The organism is Arthrobacter caoxuetaonis, from assembly GCF_023921125.1.
GTDB classification, from domain to species: domain Bacteria; phylum Actinomycetota; class Actinomycetes; order Actinomycetales; family Micrococcaceae; genus Arthrobacter_B; species Arthrobacter_B caoxuetaonis.
Genome location: NZ_CP099466.1, coordinates 231004 through 249653, shown reverse-complemented (window position 1 = coordinate 249653; position 18650 = coordinate 231004). Strand labels below are relative to the sequence as shown.

Below are 18650 nucleotides of genomic sequence, written 5' to 3'. Positions count from 1 at the left end.
GCGTCAAAGGGTCTAGATATGAGCGAATATACAAGCATGTCATCGACAACATACCGTCTGGGTACTTGACAACCACAATGAGTCGATCCTGCTGGAAGCACTCGGTACGGGTCGACAGATTGTTGATAGAGCAGGGGGCAGGAAACACTGCTACCCAAGAGCACGCTCAAGGAAATGATCGTCTACGTCCCCGATGGCGGCAAAACACGGGCATCCGCGGGGCGAGTTCATGTTGGGCGTCCTCCCACCAGCCGCCCAGCTCGAACGAGCACCGAACAACGAACAACGAACCGAGGGTGCGTAGGACCGCGCGTGAAGCTCAATGCCGAGCAGCGCGGGCACCCGCCAGCGCGCATTTAGCGGCGTTTCTAATGCATAGCGGCCCGCGACTTCGGAGAAAGCCGACAGACACTGTGCGCAGCTCTGACGGCCCCGGGCTGCTGCCAGCTGAACCTGAAGGGCAGTCAGTGACCATTTCCCTGCCAGTCAATCCGCACAACAGGAATGTAGTCGGATCACTGCTACGGCAGGCCCTCGTCCCTGCCGTTTTCTGGGGGTTTCTATGCGGTGGCGGTGAGATTTGAGCCCATCTCAGACTTGGGTTGTGCCACACCTTTGGTGTATCTAAACACCGTGGGGAACTCCCGTCTGAATAGCAGGTTCTGATACTCGCCCCTCCCCCACACTCAGCTAAAATCAGACAGGCCCGTTTTACCCCTTCGTTCCGGGCGGAAAGCGCAGCATGTCCTTCACAGAAAACGCCGTAGCCCGCTGGGCGGAGCTGCAGCGGCTACAGGCCTCGCCCGGCTGGAAACTCACCAACGCGAACCCCTGGGTCCTGGCCCTGTTCCGCGAGGCCTTCACACGCACCCGCCCGCGCATCCCCCTGGACGAATTCCACAGCCTCACTGACTCCTTCCTGCAGCAGCTTCGGCTCAGTGGGCAGAGCCTGCGCGAAGACTGGACCGGCAAGAACTACGCCGATGACTGGGTGGCCCGCCGTTTCCTGGCCCGCCCCCGCGCCGACGGCCGCTTCGTCTACGAACTCACCGAACCCGCCGTCCGGTTCCTCTCCTACCTGGACGGCTTCACCGGCGACACCACCAGCCTCAACTCCTCCCGCCTGAACACCCTGCTCTCCAGCGTGGAAACCCTGGCGCACGAATCCAACCCCGACCCCGAAGCACGCATCGCCGTCCTCGAAGAAGAGATCGCCCGCCGCGAAGACCTCATCCGGTCCCTCCGCGCCGGCGACGCTCCCCCGCCCCTGGACGATGACACCGCCGTCGAAGCCGCCCGCGACATCCTGGACCTCGCGGCCGCCCTGCCAGCCGACTTCAAGCGCATGCGCGACGGCCTCGAGAAGATGCTGCACACCCTGCGCCAGGAAATGGTCGAATCGCAGGCCTCCAAGGGCCTGACCATGGGCGAAATCCTCGAAGCGGACAAGCGCCTGCGCAGCACCAGCGAAGGCCGCACCTATGAAGGCTTCACCGCCTTCCTGAACGACGCCGACCAGCAGGGACGCTTCCGGCACGCCATCGCGCAGGTTCTGGAACGCGACTTCGCCGACGCCATGACCCCCGGCGACCGGCAGGCCCTGTACCGGATGATCAGCGACATGCGCGAACAGGCCGCCGAAATCCAGCGGATCTACGGCCGGCTCTCCGAAAGCCTGCACACCTACGTCCAGAGCGACGAGTACCGGGAATCGGTCCAGCTGCGCAAACTCATCCGCACCGCCGAAACCGCCATCCACAAAGCACCGCGCGGACGCCGCCGCGCGGCAGTCGTGCCCGCACCGCGGCTCTACGCGTCCGCGTTCGAATCGCTCAGCATGGTCCGCAGCTACGACCCCGCCGAGCACGCCGCACCGCGGAAGCTGCCCGCACCGCCGTCGTTCACCGAAGCAGACATCCACCGCGCCGCCCGCACGCCAAAGGCCGACCGGCGTGTGCTGCGCGACGCGATCACCCGGGCCGGCAGCCGCCGCGGCCGCGCCACCGTCGCGGAGATCTTCGCCGAGCTGCCCGCAGAACACCGCCACCTCAACAGCATCCGCGCGCTCCTCGCCTCCGCTGCCCCCACCGAGGGCACAGGAACGACGGCGGCGCCCGCGAGCGAGTCCATTCCCTTCCTCCAGATCGACGGTAGTTCCCGCACCGCGGTGCTGCCCGTCCTCACCGTCGCCGAAAGTCCCCAGCCATGATCGAAAACCCCACCGCCGAAGACTTCGACAACGATGAGTTGGAAGAGGACTACCCCGAGCCTGCCCGCGACGTCCTGATCGACGGCCCGGAACTGTTCCCCGGCGACACCGGCACCCTGCCGCTGAAGCTGCGCCAGGCCCTCATCCGGCTGCTGCGCGGCCCGTACCTGGACGCCAACTCCTCGGACAACGTGTACAACACCGTGGTGGATAACCAGGAGCAGCTGCGCGTCCGGCTGAGCGAACTGTTCCTGGAACTGGTCGTCGACGAGGACCACAAGGTCGCGCTGCTGCGCCCGGTCGAGATGGCCGAACCGCACACCACCGCCCTGCAGCGCCAGCGCGAAATGACCCGCGAGGAAACCCTGCTGCTGCTGCGCATGCGCCTGGTCCTGGACCGCCACTCGGGCACCGGCAACGAGGCCACCATCGCCCGGCAGGACATCATCGACGTCCTCGAGCAGTACGTGGACCCGCAGGCGCACGACGCCAAGGGTGTGGAAGACCTGGCCGACGCCGCGGTCCGCAAGCTCGTCACCGAACGCCGCCTGCTGCTGCCCACCGAGCTCGACGACGTTTGGGTCATCTCCAACGCGCTGCCGCTGGCCCTGCCGTACGAGCACATCGGCGACATCATCACCTACATGAACTCGCTGACCGAGGCCCCGGCGGAGCCGGATGCGCCCGAGAACGCGGTCACTGAAACAGAGCACGACGGCGAGGAGCCGGCATGAGCATCGAAACCACCCTTCCCATGGGGGACCTGATCAACCCCGGCCAGAACCGGCTCTCCCGGATCCAGATCGTGAACTGGGGAACGTTCGACGGCGCGCACACCATCCACGTGGACCGCGCCGGCACGCTGCTCACCGGTGACTCCGGCGTCGGCAAGTCCACCATCTTCGATGCCATCCTGCAGGTCATGGACGCGCGGCCCAAGATGAACGAAGCCGCGCAGAACAACGGCGGCACCGCAGCCGAGGAAAAGCGCACCGCGTTCTCCTACATGCGCGGCCGGCTCGGCACCCAGGGCATGGAAGCCGGCGACGGCACCGCCTACCAGCGCCCCGGCGCCACCTGGTCCGCCGTCTGCCTCACCTTCGACAACGGCCTGGGCCAAATCACCAGCCTCTCCGTGCTCATGGACCTGCCCGCAACCGGCACCGAACACCACGTGGGCCGGTTCTACGCCGTGCACAACCGTCCCCTGGACATCACGGCCCTGGAAACCGGCATGCGTGGCCGGTTCACCAAGGGTGCCCTTGAGTCACTGCTGCCGGGCGCGCAGATCTTCGATTCGCACAAACTCTTCGCCGAGCGGTACCGCACCGCCCTGGGTGTGGAGGACGAGAAGGCCTTTGGCCTGCTGCGCATCCTGCAGACCGGCAAGGGCCTGGGCGGAACGGTCAACGACTTCTTCCGCAACCACGTCCTGGACACCCCCAAGACCCTCACCGCCGCGGACGAGGCCGTGGAGGACTTCAGCCACCTGCGCAGCATCCGCCGCCAGCTCGAACGCGCCCGCCAGCAGCGCGACCACCTGGCCAACGTCCCGGACCAGCACCGCCTCTTCCTCACCACCAAGGCCGAACTGGACCGGGTCCGCGCCCTCACCGCCGACGGGCTGCCCGCCTACCGCCGGCGCCTGGCGCTGGCCAGCCACGAACGCGAGGTCGACCGCCTCACCTCCGCAACCGCCACCGGCCGCGAAGCGCTGAAGGCCGCCGAATCCCAGCGCGCCAAGCTGAAGAAGCAGGTCGCCGCGCTCACCGCCCGGTACACGCAGGAGGGCGGCGGAGCGATCGCCACCCTGGAACGCGAAGTTGCCGCCGCGCAGGCGCAGCTGGTTTCCCGTGAAACCATCGAGAACGCGTTCCGCGCCGACCTGCGCGCCGCCGGCATCGACACGGACCTCTCCCCCGCCGGGCTGGTCACTGCCCGCAGCCGTGCCAATGAGCTGATCAAGACCCTGAACGCCGACGTCGACGCCGCGCGGGAGCGCAGCTCCGACGCGCACGGCGAGGCGTGGGCGCTGAAGGGGTCCATCGCGAAGCTGGAAACCGAGATTGCGTCCTTCCGCCGCCGGCGCAGCAACATCCGCCCGGAAAGCCTGGAACAGCGCGCCCGGATCTGCGAAGCCACCGGCATCGACGAGGCCGAGATGCCCTTCGCCGGCGAACTGATCGACGTCCCCGCCGAACACAGCCAGTGGCGTGCCGCCGCCGAACGCGTGCTCCGCCCGCTCTCCACCGCACTGCTGGTTCCCGGCGAGCACATGGCCGCCGTCACCCGCTACCTCAGCGAAACCAACCTGCGCGGCTTCCTGCGCTGCATCGACGTGAGCATTCCCGTGGACGGCCCGTCCGAGCCGGGACCTCGGGACCTCATCACCAAGCTCAGCACCTACGACTCCGCCATGGGCGACTGGGTGGCCCGAAAGATCACCGCGCATTACGACTTCGAGTGCGTCGAGAACCCGGACGAGCTCGCCAAAGTTTCCCGCGGCGTCAGCCTCGGCGGTGCCGTCAAGCGCAACTCCTCCACCACGGAGAAGGACGACCGGCACACCAAGGCCTCGGACAACGTCCTGGGCTTCGACAACAAGGACAAGATCGCCGCCCTCGCCGGTGAACTGCTGGCCCTGCGCGCGAGCTTTGAAGAGGCCGACGTCGTCTCCCGCAAGCACGCCTCGGAGCAGGACGACCTGATCCGCCGGCTCGCCGCCGTCCGCAAGGTCGCCGCCGACACCCGCGAATTCGAGGACATCACTGCCGGCGAGCAGCGCGCCGCCGTCGCCGACGCCGTCGAGCGCCTGGAATCAGCCCGCGATGCCAACGCGGACCTGGAGCAGATCCGCTTCGAACTGGACACCGCAGAGCTGGACCTCACCGCCGCGACCGAGAAGATCGGTGTGCTCAAGGGCGACCTGGCCCGGCTCGAAGCCGAGCTCACCGCTGCCACCGAACGCCGGGACACCCTGGCCGGCCGCGGACCGGATGCCCTGGCGGAGGACCTGCGAGCCCAGCTCGATGAGCTGTTCGCCCCCTTTGGAGAGATCACCGACGTCGTACACCTGAACGACGCCGCCGGGCAGGTGGAGCGGAACCTGCTCACCGAGGCCGCGCGGCTGGATAAGACGCTGCTGGAAACCCACACCCGGCTGGAGCGCACGTTCGAGACGTACAGCGAGAAGTGGGGCTCGGACTTCGGCACGTCCGTGGACTCGGCCGAGGAATACGTGCGCCGGTACGAGGACATTGTCACCGAGGGCCTGCCGCAGCACGAGTCCGAGTTCCGCGAATACTTCAACAACCGCACCTACGAGCGTTTCAGCGACCTGCTGCAGCTGCTCGACGAGGAACGCCGCAGCATCTCCGCGCGGCTGCTGCCGCTGAACTCGGTGCTGCGCCGCGTGCCGTACCACGTGGACAGCCATCTGGAGATCGAGGTCAAGACCACCGTCCCGGACGACGCGCACAAGTTCCGCATGGAGCTGAAGAACGCGCTGCCGATGATGGGCGTGCGGCAGGACAAGGCGGACATGGACGCCCGGTACGCCGCGCTCGAGGGCCTGGTGGAGAAACTGAAGGATCCGCAGGAGCGCCGCTGGCGGGCCGAGGTCCTGGACGTCCGCGCGCACGTGACCATCACCTGCACCAACAAGCTGGCCAACGGGCAGTCGTTCACCAACCTGCAGGCGTCGCTGATGTCCGGCGGCGAGGGGCAGCGTTTCACGGCGTTCATCATGGCCTCCGCGCTGGCGTACCAGCTGGGCATCGTGTCCCAGGGTTTCAGCACCTACGGCACGGTGATGATGGATGAGGCGTTCGTGAAGTCGTCGCTCTCCTTCGCGGAGGCGTCCATCAACGCGCTGCACGAGTTCGGTTTCCAGCTGCTGCTCGCGGCTCCCGAGGACAAGGTGGACCTGTCCCGGTTCCTGGGTTCGGTCACGGAGATCCTGCGCGACGACGCCGCCAACCGGTCGGGCACGCTGGAGCGGGTTCCGGTGGGGTCTTCTGGCGGTTCCCGGGCTGTGGATATTCTGCTGCGGTAGCGGGCTGGCGTCTAGTCCGCTGCCGTGGCCAGGGCTATCTCCTCAAGCTCCTGACTGCGCCCAGAGTGATCGTCGCAGCGACAGCCAGGAAGCAGGCAGGAATCCCCCAAAGGGCAATTCCCTGGTTGATTTTTCCCTCCGACAGGAGCCATAGAAGGACTATTCCGGTAACGGTGAACAGCGCGATGGCAACATTGTGTCCGCGCCACTTCGATTCACTTCTTTTCGGATCGTGCACGTGCACCTCACTGGTCAGCTTCTCGGTATCGAATTCGCAATGCCAGCCACTGTACCGGTGACGGATGCTGTGCAAAGTCAGAGCGCTTCGTAGCTCTGGCCGTGCGGCCCGGTGAACGCCTGGGGAACACCGCCCTGAGACAGGACCAGCCGGCCTTCCGCAGCCGCCCACTCCTCGTAGAGCGGTGACACGCCACGGGCTTCCACTGCGGCGAAGGTCTCATATCCAGCTGCCGTGCCTGACGTCATGCCCCCCACCCTAAACGTGATCGTTGCGGGGTGCCCGCATACCGCCGTGCCCACTGCACCGTGCCGCACACGTCACCCGCAGCGCCACGCCCTGCCCGGCGCGTTCATCCTCTGCTGCAATAACGTCGCTCTGGAGGATCCTGGAATTCTTCTGCTGCGCTAACGTCGCTTTGAACGACCCAGAAGGACTTTATTGCAGCAGCAGATTCTGCAAGGAGGGTCTAACCAGCGTTATTGCGACACAGGATGGCGTTGCAGCTCGGTCATACCGGGCCGGGGCCACCTGCGACGCACCCGTCAGCGTCATTCACCGGCGTCGGCCCCTAACGCTCTTACGAATGTGACGTTACTCTGACGTGTAAGGGTCGTTAGGAGCAGCCATGAGCGTGTCCCATGAACAGGAAACAGAAACCGTACCCGTCCGGGTGCGGGGGCATCTGGAACCGGAAGTCGCTGCCGTGCTGGCCGATTCGGTGATTCCCGCGGACGAACTCAACCACGTTGTGATGCAGTGGGTCGCCCGCCGGAACCTGGCGCCGGCAATGGAAACGGCCCAGACACAGGTCTCACCTCAGCTGGCCCGCAGTCTTCAGGCCAGGGAGAACTGGCTGCGGGACATCGAAACCGAGTTCGGCACCTACAGCCGCCAGGAGGTCGCGCAGCTGCGCGGAGCCAAAGGCACCAACCGTTCCATGGCCGGCGACCTCAAAAACAACGGCCAGATCATCACCTACCGCCGCGGCAACTCCGACCGTATCCCCGCGTTCCAATTCACCGAAACCGGCGGCCAGATCCGCTCGGTCATGCCTGCTCTGATCCGCCTGGCCCGGAAGAATGGCTGGGAGGACGTAGACCTCTTGGCCTGGCTGACGAACCCCAACACGTATTTCCCGGGAGGAACCCGGCCGGTGGATCACCTTAATGACGTGGAACTCGTGCTGGCTGCGGCGGCGGATGCTTTCGAGGCACCGTGACCAAAACGCCCGATCCGCCGGACCAGTGCTCTCTTCTCACAGTTCCCCTTCCCGCCGGAACGCGCCTCTTTCGATGCCACGGCGCTGCATTTCGAGCAGGGGAAGCCAATCCCGGTCCCAGGGGTGCGGGACGGTTCAACTTCTTCGGCACTCCAGCCGTGCCCGTCCTGTACTTCGCTCAGACGCCGGAAACTGCCCTGTGCGAAACCCTGCTGCGTTACACGCCCGCGGGTTCACCCACCCGGCTGCCGGCAGCGGCCTACCGCGGCAGGATCATCTCCGAGGTGGCGGTTGAACGGGAGCTGACGTTCGCCCTGTTCCACAGTGAGGGACTGCGAAGGTTCGGCCTCCAGGCCAAACAGCTGACTGACACGCCGCCTGCGAACTACCCCCAGACACGCAAGTGGGCGGCCGCCGCTCATGCGGGAGGCCTGGACGGTGCCCTCTGGATGAGCCACCAGCTCAACGGCAACCAGGCCGCTGTGGTCTTCGGGGACAGGGCTTCCGAACAAGATTTGTCCACAGTGAGCCAGCTCGCGCTCGATAGTCCTGCCGGTTTCAGCTGGCTGGTCGATGCCTGCGCCCCCATGAACGTGGACGTCCTCCCACCCTTCTAGCCCGCCCGGGGCGCCGGTCACCCTGACTCCTCCCAGCCGGCGGGACCATACTGGGACGATGGGCAAGCTTCTTGAATCCTGGCGCCGCCAGCTGGTCGGCACATTCAGCAACAATTCCGAGACCATCCCGGAATGGGAACTGGAACTCGCCAACGGGACCGACCGCGGCTACTACGGGCCAGGCTCCGCAGTCTGGGCAGTCCACGGGTCCATGACGACGATCATCGCCGGTATCCGGGCCCTCCTGCTGCAGGCACTGCACCCGGGCGCGATGGCCGGCGTCCGCGACTTCTCCAACTACAAGGAGGACCCGCTGGGCAGGCTGGCGGGCACCATCCGCTGGATCTTCACCGTCACCTACGGGGATACGACGGCGGCACGCAGCGCCTCGGAATGGGTGCTGCGGCTGCATGAACGGGTGCAGGGCACCTATGAGGATGCTTCCGGAACGCTGCGGCCCTACTCGGCGAACGATCCCGAGCTCGCCCGCTGGGTCCATCTGGCGTTCACGGATGCGTTCCTGACTTCGCACATGGAGTTCGGCGGGCCCATTCCCGGCGGCCCGGATGCGTACGTAGCCGAGTGGGCCACCGCCGGTGAGCTCATGCGGATCGATAACCCGCCCCGCGATCTCGCCGGACTGCGGAAGCAGATGGCAGCCTTCGACCCCGAGCTGCGTTCCAGCCCCACGGTGCAGGAAGTCGTCGGCTTCCTCCGCCGTCCGCCCCTGCCGAAGAACCAGCTGATTGGCTACCGCGTTCTGTTCGCCGGCGCCGTCGCGTCTCTGGAACCGCGGCACCGGGAACTGCTCGGTCTCCGCGACCCGCATCTGGGTCCGTTCAAGCTGCCGGTGCACGTCCCCGTGAAACTGGTGCTGCGGGTCATCCGGTTCGGGCTCGGCAACATGGGTCCGTCGGAGCGCTCTGCCCGCGAGCGCATCGCGAGGCTGGCCCAGGAAACTGAGGAACGCAGGCAGGCCTGATCCCTGACCCAGAAACCTTCGGGGAGATAATGTCGCGTGGCCGAGTCCCACCGAACCTTCTGGGGAGATAACGTCCCCTAGCCACTTCCCGCCTGAACCTTCGGGGAGATAACGCTGCTTGACCGGCGCCCAAAGGACGTTTACTCCCCGAAGGTTGAACGGCAGGGCCTCGACAGGGCATTAACTCCCCAAAGGTTTGACCGCTGGCAGCCGGCCCCCACGCTGAACGCCGGACCCCGGGCCGGGCACCCCGGCAACCACGGGCCGGCCCGCTGGCCGCCCCCTCAGGAACTCGGCCCCTCAGGAAATCGCGTGAACTGCGTCACAAAACTCTTCCAGTTCCACCGGGCCCGGTGGAACCATTAAAAGAGCAGCAACCTCCCTACCCGTATTGGCGCGCGCCGCTGCGCGCCTCCCCCCATACAGGAAAGGAACCATGCGCAAGGCTGTACCCTCACTGATCATCGCTGGGCTGCTGGTGAGCGGCGGCGTGGTGTCCTGCGGGACCTCGTCTGAGTCCCCTGCACCGGAAACATCAGTCAGCGCCTCCGCGGAAGCGTCCCTGCCGGCGGACCAGATGGACAAGCTGGTCCCCGCAGACGCCCGGACGATCACCGACCCGGCTGACCCGAAGGCCACCCTGGTCCTCTTCACCGACTACCAGTGCCCGTACTGCGCCAAGATGGACACGCTGATCGAGCAGGCCAAGGCCGACTACGGCGACCAGGTCCGGATCGTGGTGCGGAACTACCCGCTGCCCAAGCACCAGAACGCCGAGCCCTCCGCCCGCGCGGTCGAAGCCGCCGCGGAGCAGGGTGCCCTGGAGCAGATGGCCGCCAAGGTCTTCGAGCACCAGCAGGACTGGAAGTCCGCCTCCAACGTGGACGAGATCTTCGCGGGCTATGCCGAAGAGCTCGGCCTGGACATGGACCAGTTCACGGCCGACTACAACTCGGACACCATCAAGGACCGCGTAGCCCGGGACCTCAAGGATGCCCAGGACCTTCAGGTCAAGGGCACCCCTACGCTCTATCTCGACGGCCAGACGCTGCAGCTGGAAACCGGTGACTACAGCGAGATCCAGGAACCGCTGGACGAGGCACTGTCGAAGTAACGTCCGCAGGCGGACCAGCTACGGGCGGACCAGCTACACCCGACCGAACGCGACCACACAGTTCTGCCCGCCGAACCCGAACGCGTTCGTCACGGCATACCGCACGTCCTGTTCCCGGGCGGTGTTCGGCACATAGTCCAGGTCGCACTCGGGATCCGGCGTCGCATAGTTGATGGTCGGCGGAATGACCCCCTCGCCAATCGACATGGCGCACAGCAGCGACGCCAGCGTGCCCGCCGCCCCGATCAGGTGCCCGGTCATCGACTTCGGCGCGGTCACCGCCAGGGACCCGGCATGCTCGCCGAACACCGTATGCAGTGCGAGCGTCTCCGTCCGGTCGTTCGCCTTGGTCGACGTGCCGTGCGCGCAGACAAGATCCACGTCCGCGGGGTCCAGCCGCGCCTGCACAAGCGTCCGCGAAATCGCCTCCGCCGCGTACTTTCCGCTTGGCTCCGGTGCCACTATGTGGAACGCGTCCGACGTCATCGCCCCGCCCAACACCTCCGCATACACCGTTGCACCGCGGGCCCGCGCGTGCGCCAGCGTCTCCATCATGCACACCACGGCGCCTTCGCCGAAGACAAAACCGTCCCGGTCGGCGTCGAACGGGCGGCTGGCCTCCTGCGGCACGTCGTTGTTCCGCGACAGTCCGCGCATGGTGGTCAGACCCGCGAACATCACCGGGGTGATCGCGGCGTCGGTCCCACCGGCAACAACGGCGTCGGCGTCCCCCGCCAGCAACAGCCGGCGCGCCTCCAGCAGGGCGTGCGTTCCGCTGGCGCACGCGAGCGCACTGGCGTTCACCGGACCGTGCACGGAGAGGTCGATCGCCACTTCGCACGCGGGCATATTGGTCAGCGACGACGCCACAAAACTGGGACTGACCGGCCGGATGCCCTCCGCGTCGAAGAGCCGGGTGGCGTCCTGGATTTCCGGATAACCCGACACGGCGCTGTTGATGATCACGGCGGCGTCGACGTCCTCCAGCGACTCGCCCAGTCCGGCGTCGGCCGCCGCCTCCCGTGCCGCGGCGACAGCCAGCTGCGAAGCGCGCGAGGACCGGTTGATCCGCTTGACCGGCAGCCAGGCGGCCGGGTCGAAGCCCTTGACCTCGGCGGCGATCCGGGTCGGGAAGTCCGAAGCGTCGAACGCAGTGATCCGGTCCACGCCGGATTTACCCTCCTTCAGGGCTTCCCACGTCAGCGGCCAGGAACCGCCGAGCGGAGTCTGCGCCCCCATCCCGGTGATGACCACCCGCTGAGTGTCCATGCCGTCCCTCACTCGGTGTCCACAGCCCCGCCCGGCACCACCAGGTTCCCGGCACCCAGGTCCTCCACCGCCGTCTCAGCCAGTTTGAAGTGCATCTTCTTTCCGGTTGCGGTCAGCGGCACGGAGTCCACGAACCGGTAGGCGCGCGGCCGTTTGAAATTCGCCAGTCCGGGATGGGCGAGGCAGAATTCATCCAGGGCATCCGCCGTCGCCGCCTCGCTGCGCGGCACCACGTACGCCACCACCCGTTGCCCCCACTGCGGATCAGGCACGCTGACCACCACCGAATCCAGCACCTCGGGATGCTCCGCCAGCACGCCTTCCACCTGCACCGGATGGATGTTTTCGCCGCCGGAAATGATCATGTCGTCCTTGCGCCCCAGGATCGTGACGAAGCCGTCCGCATCCCAGGTGGCCATGTCCCCCGGATACAGCCACCCATTCACGAACTTCTCCTCATCCGCGCCGGGCAGGTTCACGTAGCTGTACCCGGCCTTCGGCGAGCGCATGATCATTTCCCCGGCCTCGGTGCCGTCCTGCGCCGCCAGCTCATCCGGGCGGGCGCGGCGGTCCGGGAAGACCTTGACGACGGCCACGTCGTCATCCGTGCACGCACGCCCCGCAGTGCCCGCCCGTTCCGGCAGGTCCTCAGGGCGCAGGAACGTGTTCCAGAACGCCTCCGTGGTGCCGTACCCGTTGAAGATCCGCGGCGTGAGCAGTTCCTGGTACCGCAGCGCCGCCGCCCGGTCCAGCGGCGCCCCCATGGTCACGATGCCCTTGAGCGTGCTGATGTCCCGCGGCCGCTTCTCCTGCTCCTCGGCGATCAGCTCCAGCGTGGTGGGCGCGCCGATCAGGAACGTCAGTCCGTACTCCCCCACCCAGTCCAGCACCGTGGCCGGATGGAAACTGCGCAGCGGTACCACCCCGGCGCCAATGTAGAAGGACGGGTTCGGTCCGCCCGAATGCAGGCCGCCGCGGTGGAACCACGGGGTCATGTTCAGCGTCCGGTCATACGGGGTCAGCGGGAAGTGCATGATCACGTCGTGGGCGCTCATCAATTCCGCGATCGATGGCAGCGCCACGCCCTTCGGCATGCCCGTAGTACCCGAGGTGTACAGCCGGGTGCTCTCCTCATAGGTCGAATAATCCGCCGGCAGCGGGGGCAAGGCAGACGACGCCGGATCCCCGCTTTCCGCGGCGGCCAGTTCCAGCCGCGCCTGTTCCAGCGCCGTCCCGAAGTCTTCCCAGCCGCCCGGCAGTCCGCCGTCGGGCGTTCCGGCGACGAGCACCAGCGGGCTCATCTCCGCGATCTCCAGCGCCCGGGCCGCTGCGGCGGCACAGTCGGCGTCGACGATGAAGACCGAGGGCCGGCTGTCGCGGAGGATGTGCGCCGTTTCCCCCGGAGCCAGCCGGAAGTTGACCGGCACGCTGATCGCGCCGAGCCGGTGCGTCGCCAGGTACAGCAGCGCGAACTCGGGTCCGTTGAACAGCTGGTACATCACCCGGTCCCCGCGGCCCACCCCACGGTCGGCCAGCATTTTGGCGCAGGCTTCGACGTCGGCGCCGAGTTCTGCGTAGGTCCACTGCCGGCCGGTGGGCGGATCAATCATGGCGACGGCGCTGCCGTACCGGGCGACGTTGCGCCGGAACCCTGCGCCATAGGTCATCTGGTGCTCGAAGTAGTCCTTGAACCGTCCGGCGTCGTACTGCATCCAGGTGTCCTTTCTCAGTTCCCCTGCGGCCGCCGCGGCCGTTGGGGAAGCGCTACGGGGTCGGTGGTGTCGCTGAAGAACGGCGGGGCGATGACGGAGAGGCCGCCGTCGACCGCCAGGGACTGCCCGGTGATGTACTCCGCGCCCGGGGAGAGCAGGAAATCGACGGTGGCAGCCATCTCATCCACGGTGCCGGGCCGCTGTTTGGGAATGCGGGAGATCACGCTGTCCATGGGCGCCATGCCGTCCATGGTGTAGAAGTACTCGAGCGAGTCGGAGTCGATCAGCCCGCCGTTCACCGCGTTCACGTTGATCCCGTAACCGGCGAACTCCACCGCCATAAAGCGGACAAAGGACTCGACGGCGGCCTTGTAGGAACCCAGCGCCGCGTAGGTGGGGAAGGCGCGGACGCTGCCGTAACTGCTCAGCGCCACAATCCTGCCGCCGTCGTCCATCAGTTTCACTGCCTCCTGGGACCCGAGCACAAAGGGCCGCACGTTCACGGCGTAAGCCCGGTCCAGGTGGTGGGTCTTCAGGTCGACCACCTTCTTGAAGGCGGCTGCGGCGGCGTTGTTCACGTAGTAGTCCAGCCGTCCGTATTCCGCGGCAGCGGCGTCGAACAGCCGGACGATGTCCTCGGGATTCTCGATGTCCGCCTGCACCGCCAGTCCGCCGCCGCCGAGGCGCTGCAGTTCCGCGACAGTGTCCTTGGCCAGGTCCGCGTTCTTCCGGTAGCCAACCACCACCTGGGCGCCCTGCGCGGCCAGCCGCTCCGCCACCCGCCGGCCGATCCCGCGGGACGCTCCGGTGATCAGGGCGATCTTGCCTTCGTGCTGCGGCCGCTGTTCCACGTGCAACCTTCCGCACCGTGAGCCCGGCGCCGGCGTCTCGATTCAGGCTGCGGCTCCCGCACAGCGCGCGAACCGGGCGGGGATGTTCGACGCCGGTGTCTCCGCCAGCTGCCCACGTCCCCTTGATCCGTAAATCGTTATCCCGCCGGTTTGCTGCGTCAAGGGTGTGTGGACTGGGAACCTCTATCCGCCTGCGGCTTTGGCAGCCTGTGGAGGGAGAACCGGAGCGTAACGAAGTTGGGATGAGGCGGTGCGCGTCAGTACCGTGAACAAACCAATATCAAAATATTGGTTTTGACTATTGAGGAGCATCCATGGCCATTGTCCGCACCATCGCCGAAGTTGAAGAGTCCGAGAAGGACGTGGAGCCGCTTGCGCTGCCGCTGGCCGACCCGCTGGGTGCGGACATTGAGACCAAAACCTACAACCTGTTCTCCACCAAGGATGAGAGCATCCACGCCGGCACCTGGGAAACCGCCGTCGGCCTCTCCCGGTGGAACTTTTCCGACGGCGGCGAGGTCATCTACGTGCTCAGCGGCCGTATGACCGTCCAGCGCGACGGCGAAGAGCCCAAGGAAGTTGGCCCGGGCGACCTGGCGGTCTTCCCGCAGGGCTGGACCGGCACCTGGAACGTCACGGAGGCGCTGTCCAAGGTCTACGTCATGTACAGCTGACCGGTAACTAGAGTTGGACAGGGGCGGGCGCCGGATCCTGCCCCGGGACGGAGCAGCGGGTGGCCCGCAACCAAGAGGCCAAGAGGCGTGTAATTCTCGAAGCGACGCTGGAGAGTATCTCCAGGCACGGCTACGAAGCGACCCGTCTCCGTGATGTGAGCGAATCTGCGGGCGTCTCGATCGGCGTTCTCCAGCACTACTTCGGAACCCGGGAGCAGCTTCTGGGCGAAGCCCTTGGCCACGCCAGCGGTGAGCTCGTGGAGCACTTCGCCGCCCTGGACCCGGCCCGTCTCAGCCCGTGGATGGAGCTGCGGGGGATGATCGGCGTCGTCTGCGGCATGCCGAGCCTGCACGGCCGCGGGCTGCTCTGGCTGGAAATGTCCAGCCTGGTCCGCAGGCACCCCGAACTGCGCGGGCGGCTGGACAGCGTGTACGAGCTCTGGGACACGCACGTCCGTGCCGCAGTGCAGCGCGGTGCCGCGGACGGGTCACTCGGCGTCGACCCGGAGTCGGTGGACGACCTGGTGGCCATTTTCCTGGCCTTCTTCGACGGTTACGAATACGAGATCGCGTCCTCGCTGGTTCCGGACGATCCGGCCGTACTCGAACGCCGTGCGGTACTGCTGGCTGAACGGCTTTTCCGGCCTGTTCCGGCCTGACCCGTCCCTCTCTTTCCCCATCAAGGTGGGGTTGGGGCAAGGTTAGGAGCGCAGGTACGCCAGGGTGGCGAGAACCCGGCGGTGTCCACTGTCCAACGGCGAGAGCCCCAGCTTCGCGAAGATGTTGCCAATGTGCTTGCTGACAGCCGTCTCCGACACGGAAATGGCCTGCGCAATCGCAGTATTCCCCAGACCCTCGGCGACCAGCCCCAGGACCTCGAACTCGCGCGGCGTGAGCGAGCGGATCGGATCCCGGGTTCCGCGGCGGCTGAAGAGCTGGGCAATGACCTCGGGGTCCATTACGGTCCCGCCGGCCGCGACCCGCTGCAGCGCGTCGACGAAGTCACCGACCTTCCCCACCCGTTCCTTGAGCAGGTAGCCCACACCCTGGGCGCCGGAACCCAGGAGCCGGCTGGCGTAGCGGTCCTCCACATACGCGGACAGCACCAGCACCGGGAAATCCGGGACCCGTGCCCTCAGTTCCAGCGCAGCTTTCAGGCCTTCATTGGTGAAGGTGGGCGGCATCCGGACGTCGAGCAGCGCGGCGTCGGCAATACCCGGCTCGAACACGGCCAAAAGATCATCCGCGTTGTCCCAGGATCCTGCCACCTCGAACCCCTCGCCCTTGAGGAGCAGTTCAAGCCCCGCCCGCAGCAGGGCATCATCTTCGGCAATCAGAACGCGCACGGCAGCTCCACTCTCAGGTTGGTTGGGCCCCCTGCGGGGCTGGTGAGCACCAGCCTGCCGCCAAAGGCGGCTGCGCGCCGGGCGATGCCGGTCAGGCCGGTCCCCGAGCCGCCACCGGCGGCACGTGCGGCCCCGGCGGGGGTTGTGACAGTTTCGGTAGCGACAGTGTTGGTAGCGACAGTGTTGGTAGCGACAGTGTTGGTAGCGAGGGCGGTTCCGGCGGCTGCGAAAGTTTCGGTGTCGGCGGCTGCGTCAGCGGCCAACGCCGGCGGGACAGCAGGGCTCCCCGGTGCCGGTGCGAACTCCGCGAAAGCGGCGTCCGCGGAGGAAGCTTCCGCCCCGCCGCGCCCGTCGTCAGTCACTTCAACCACCAGCACGTCCTCCCGCGGCGTCGATTCGGTGCGCAGCACCACCTCGATCCGGGACGCACCGGAATGCTTGGCAGCATTGGTCAACGCTTCGGCCAGGACAAAGTAGGCGGCGGATTCAACAGCAGCAGGGGCGCGCTGCAATCCCCCGACGTCCAGGCTGCAGGGAATGGGCGAGCGGCTGGTCAGGGCCGAGGCAGCACCGCCCAGCCCCAGCTCATCCAGCACCGGGGGATAGATGTCATGCACAGCTGCACGGAGTCCGGTCAGCGCTTCAGAGGCGGCGTCCTGCGCCCGGGCCAGGAACGGCAGCGCGGCGGCCGGGTCGGTCTCCGCGGCCCGCTGGGCCAGCCCCAGCATCATGACCACACCCACCAAACGGTTCTGCGCGCCGTCGTGCAGTTCCCTCTCGATCCGGCGCAGCTCGGCGGCGTGTGCGGCGAGCGCGCTGGCCCGGGCTGTGGAGAGGTCCTGGATCCTTCGGGAGAGCTCGTCATAACGGCGCGGGGAAAGGATCGCGAGTGTTCCCTCACTGAGCCGCCGCGCCATCCACGGCAGCAGGAACCAGGCCAGGACTGCATAGGCGACGCCGAGCAGCATGCCCAGGAATGCTTCCGGCCAGCTGGTGATGGTGATGGTCATTTCCAGCGGCGACTCGGGCGGAAACAGCATCCACAGCGGAGAAACCAGCAGATACAGCGCCGCTCCGGCCGGCAGGGCGAGGGCCACGGCACCGGCCAGCAGGGCAAACGCGGCATGGAAGAGCAGCCAGGACAGGTCCCGCTTGGTTTCCGGAGCCGTCACCAGCGACGCCAGTTCGCCAAAGGAATACCGCCCGCTGAGGCGGCGGCGGTCAAAGGGAATCACAGCCCCGGCAAAGCCGGCAGAGCGCTCCTGCGCATGTGCTGCCAGGAAGTCCAGGATCCTCAGTGCGCCGGGCAGGGCGTAGAGCCCGATGCCCAGGGACAGGAAGGGCAGCAGCACCAGTCCCGCCACCAGAGCTGCCAAGGATGCCAGCCAGTAGGCGGCCTCGCGCAGCAGGAAGGCAGCGTCAGCGGTGCGGGCCCGCAGGCCGGCTTGGGTTGGCCATCTCATTTCCTCGATTATGCCGGAGCGCCCCGGGTCTGTCGGTATAGCCAGCTACACCATGAACTGGGCTGCTGGCTGTATCGGAACCGATTCCTGCGCTGCGTAGCGTTGAAACCAGTTCCCCGCCACCGTTCAAAGGACACAAACCATGTACACAGACTCTTCCGAATTCCCAGGTCCGGCAGCCCTCGAGCTCACCGGCGTTTCCAAGAGCTACCGCACCGGGACTACCGCCGTCGCAGCCCTCCGCGAGGTGTCCCTGGCCGTGCCGGCAGGCACCTTCACCGCGGTGATGGGCCCGTCCGGGTCCGGCAAAAGCACGCTGCTGCAATGCGCCGCGGGCTTGGACGGGCCCGACGACGGGCAGGTGCGGCTGGGCGGCACCGAGATTTCCCGGCTGGGAGGCAAGGCACTCACCCGCTTCCGGCGGGACCATGTGGGCTTCGTCTTCCAGTCCTACAACCTGCTGCCGCAGCTCTCAGTGACGGCCAACGTCACCCTGCCGCTGCTGCTCGCCGGACGCGGAACGGACGGGGCCTGGCTCGAGTACGTGCTCGACGCCGTCGGGCTGACCGGACTGGGCAACCGGAAGCCGCAGGAGCTCTCCGGCGGGCAGCAGCAGCGCGCGGCCATTGCCCGGGCCCTCATCACGCGCCCGGACGTGGTCTTCGCGGATGAGCCTACCGGGGCCCTGGATTCCGGCACTGCCCGCCAGGTCCTGGAACTGCTGCGGCACACGGTCTCGGTACTTAACCAAACAGTGGTGATGGTGACCCACGATCCGGTGGCGGCCAGCTACGCGGACACAGTCGTTTTCCTGGCCGACGGACGCATTGACGGCAGCGTGAGCGGCGCCTCGGCCCGCGACGTCACCGACCGCATGGCCTCTCTGGGAGGGAACTAAC

16 protein-coding genes are annotated in these 18650 nt (G+C 66.9%); 10 read left to right on the top strand and 6 right to left on the bottom strand.

All coding sequences use genetic code 11. From position 1 onward, the window contains the following. Positions 1–742 precede the first annotated feature (742 nt). The 3 genes from NF551_RS01240 to NF551_RS01230 are packed head-to-tail and all read left to right on the top strand — an operon-like array spanning position 743 to position 6263. Positions 743–2209 carry a DUF3375 domain-containing protein gene (locus tag NF551_RS01240; RefSeq protein WP_227896334.1) on the top strand — a complete coding sequence of 489 codons (1467 nt, stop codon included), beginning with the start codon at positions 743–745 and terminating at the stop codon, positions 2207–2209. Beyond that, positions 2206–2943 (top strand): DUF4194 domain-containing protein, encoded by a 738-nt coding sequence (locus NF551_RS01235; protein ID WP_227896335.1) that lies wholly within the window; start codon positions 2206–2208, stop codon positions 2941–2943. The genes NF551_RS01240 and NF551_RS01235 overlap by 4 nt, the downstream gene beginning before the upstream one ends. Next, positions 2940–6263 (top strand): ATP-binding protein, encoded by a 3324-nt coding sequence (locus NF551_RS01230; RefSeq protein ID WP_227896336.1) that lies wholly within the window; start codon positions 2940–2942, stop codon positions 6261–6263. Before NF551_RS01235 ends, NF551_RS01230 begins: the two co-directional genes overlap by 4 nt. 315 nt (positions 6264–6578) lie before the next feature. Here the strand turns inward: NF551_RS01230 and NF551_RS01225 are convergent, their stop codons facing one another. Continuing rightward, positions 6579–6749, bottom strand: a complete 171-nt coding sequence (locus tag NF551_RS01225; protein ID WP_227896337.1) for a hypothetical protein — start codon at positions 6747–6749, stop codon at positions 6579–6581. Between the two features lie 380 nt (positions 6750–7129). Between NF551_RS01225 and NF551_RS01220 the strand changes: the two genes are divergently transcribed. The 4 genes from NF551_RS01220 to NF551_RS01205 all read left to right on the top strand — a co-directional run bounded on the left by NF551_RS01220 (position 7130) and on the right by NF551_RS01205 (position 10436). Then, on the top strand, positions 7130–7723 hold the full coding sequence (locus NF551_RS01220) for a hypothetical protein (RefSeq protein WP_227896338.1): 594 nt from the start codon (positions 7130–7132) through the stop codon (positions 7721–7723). Continuing rightward, a complete protein-coding gene (locus NF551_RS01215) occupies positions 7720–8340 on the top strand; it encodes an RES family NAD+ phosphorylase (RefSeq protein WP_227896339.1) in 621 nt (206 codons plus the stop codon). Before NF551_RS01220 ends, NF551_RS01215 begins: the two co-directional genes overlap by 4 nt. 58 nt (positions 8341–8398) lie before the next feature. Next, positions 8399–9322 carry an oxygenase MpaB family protein gene (locus NF551_RS01210; RefSeq protein ID WP_227896340.1) on the top strand — a complete coding sequence of 308 codons (924 nt, stop codon included), beginning with the start codon at positions 8399–8401 and terminating at the stop codon, positions 9320–9322. 436 nt (positions 9323–9758) lie between these two features. Beyond that, on the top strand, positions 9759–10436 hold the full coding sequence (locus NF551_RS01205) for a DsbA family protein (protein ID WP_227896341.1): 678 nt from the start codon (positions 9759–9761) through the stop codon (positions 10434–10436). A gap of 33 nt (positions 10437–10469) precedes the next feature. Here NF551_RS01205 and NF551_RS01200 read toward each other — a convergent pair whose 3' ends face one another. From NF551_RS01200 to NF551_RS01190, 3 genes are read right to left on the bottom strand one after another with little or no spacing between them, the layout of a single operon-like run. Beyond that, entirely contained in the window at positions 10470–11705 is a 1236-nt protein-coding gene (locus tag NF551_RS01200) for a beta-ketoacyl-[acyl-carrier-protein] synthase family protein (RefSeq protein ID WP_227896342.1), read from the bottom strand. 8 nt (positions 11706–11713) lie between these two features. Then, positions 11714–13417 (bottom strand): class I adenylate-forming enzyme family protein, encoded by a 1704-nt coding sequence (locus tag NF551_RS01195; protein ID WP_227896343.1) that lies wholly within the window; start codon positions 13415–13417, stop codon positions 11714–11716. A 14-nt stretch (positions 13418–13431) separates the two neighbouring features. Next, the gene (locus NF551_RS01190) at positions 13432–14268 is read right to left on the bottom strand and encodes an SDR family oxidoreductase (RefSeq protein ID WP_227896344.1); all 837 of its coding nucleotides are present in this window, start codon (positions 14266–14268) and stop codon (positions 13432–13434) included. Between the two features lie 314 nt (positions 14269–14582). On the opposite strand from NF551_RS01190, the gene NF551_RS01185 reads away from it, so the two are divergent. Both NF551_RS01185 and NF551_RS01180 read left to right on the top strand, forming a co-directional pair. After that, positions 14583–14942, top strand: a complete 360-nt coding sequence (locus tag NF551_RS01185) for a cupin domain-containing protein (protein ID WP_227896345.1) — start codon at positions 14583–14585, stop codon at positions 14940–14942. Between the two features lie 59 nt (positions 14943–15001). Further along, positions 15002–15601, top strand: a complete 600-nt coding sequence (locus NF551_RS01180; protein WP_227896346.1) for a TetR/AcrR family transcriptional regulator — start codon at positions 15002–15004, stop codon at positions 15599–15601. 42 nt (positions 15602–15643) lie between these two features. Here the strand turns inward: NF551_RS01180 and NF551_RS01175 are convergent, their stop codons facing one another. Both NF551_RS01175 and NF551_RS01170 read right to left on the bottom strand, forming a co-directional pair. Further along, entirely contained in the window at positions 15644–16288 is a 645-nt protein-coding gene (locus NF551_RS01175) for a response regulator (protein WP_227896347.1), read from the bottom strand. Continuing rightward, entirely contained in the window at positions 16276–17751 is a 1476-nt protein-coding gene (locus tag NF551_RS01170; RefSeq protein WP_227896348.1) for a sensor histidine kinase, read from the bottom strand. Before NF551_RS01170 ends, NF551_RS01175 begins: the two co-directional genes overlap by 13 nt. Before the next feature lie 142 nt (positions 17752–17893). On the opposite strand from NF551_RS01170, the gene NF551_RS01165 reads away from it, so the two are divergent. Then, positions 17894–18649: an ABC transporter ATP-binding protein gene (locus tag NF551_RS01165; protein ID WP_227896349.1), complete on the top strand. Its 756-nt coding sequence runs from the start codon at positions 17894–17896 to the stop codon at positions 18647–18649. Position 18650 lies beyond the last annotated feature (1 nt).

Coding starts and splice junctions, on each gene's coding strand:
- NF551_RS01240 (WP_227896334.1), top strand. CDS start 743: ATGTCCTTCACAGAAAACGCCGTAGCCCGCTGGGCGGAGCTGCAGCGG.
- NF551_RS01235 (WP_227896335.1), top strand. CDS start 2,206: ATGATCGAAAACCCCACCGCCGAAGACTTCGACAACGATGAGTTGGAA.
- NF551_RS01230 (WP_227896336.1), top strand. CDS start 2,940: ATGAGCATCGAAACCACCCTTCCCATGGGGGACCTGATCAACCCCGGC.
- NF551_RS01225 (WP_227896337.1), bottom strand. CDS start 6,749: ATGACGTCAGGCACGGCAGCTGGATATGAGACCTTCGCCGCAGTGGAA.
- NF551_RS01220 (WP_227896338.1), top strand. CDS start 7,130: ATGAGCGTGTCCCATGAACAGGAAACAGAAACCGTACCCGTCCGGGTG.
- NF551_RS01210 (WP_227896340.1), top strand. CDS start 8,399: ATGGGCAAGCTTCTTGAATCCTGGCGCCGCCAGCTGGTCGGCACATTC.
- NF551_RS01205 (WP_227896341.1), top strand. CDS start 9,759: ATGCGCAAGGCTGTACCCTCACTGATCATCGCTGGGCTGCTGGTGAGC.
- NF551_RS01200 (WP_227896342.1), bottom strand. CDS start 11,705: ATGGACACTCAGCGGGTGGTCATCACCGGGATGGGGGCGCAGACTCCG.
- NF551_RS01195 (WP_227896343.1), bottom strand. CDS start 13,417: ATGCAGTACGACGCCGGACGGTTCAAGGACTACTTCGAGCACCAGATG.
- NF551_RS01185 (WP_227896345.1), top strand. CDS start 14,583: ATGGCCATTGTCCGCACCATCGCCGAAGTTGAAGAGTCCGAGAAGGAC.
- NF551_RS01170 (WP_227896348.1), bottom strand. CDS start 17,751: ATGAGATGGCCAACCCAAGCCGGCCTGCGGGCCCGCACCGCTGACGCT.
- NF551_RS01165 (WP_227896349.1), top strand. CDS start 17,894: ATGTACACAGACTCTTCCGAATTCCCAGGTCCGGCAGCCCTCGAGCTC.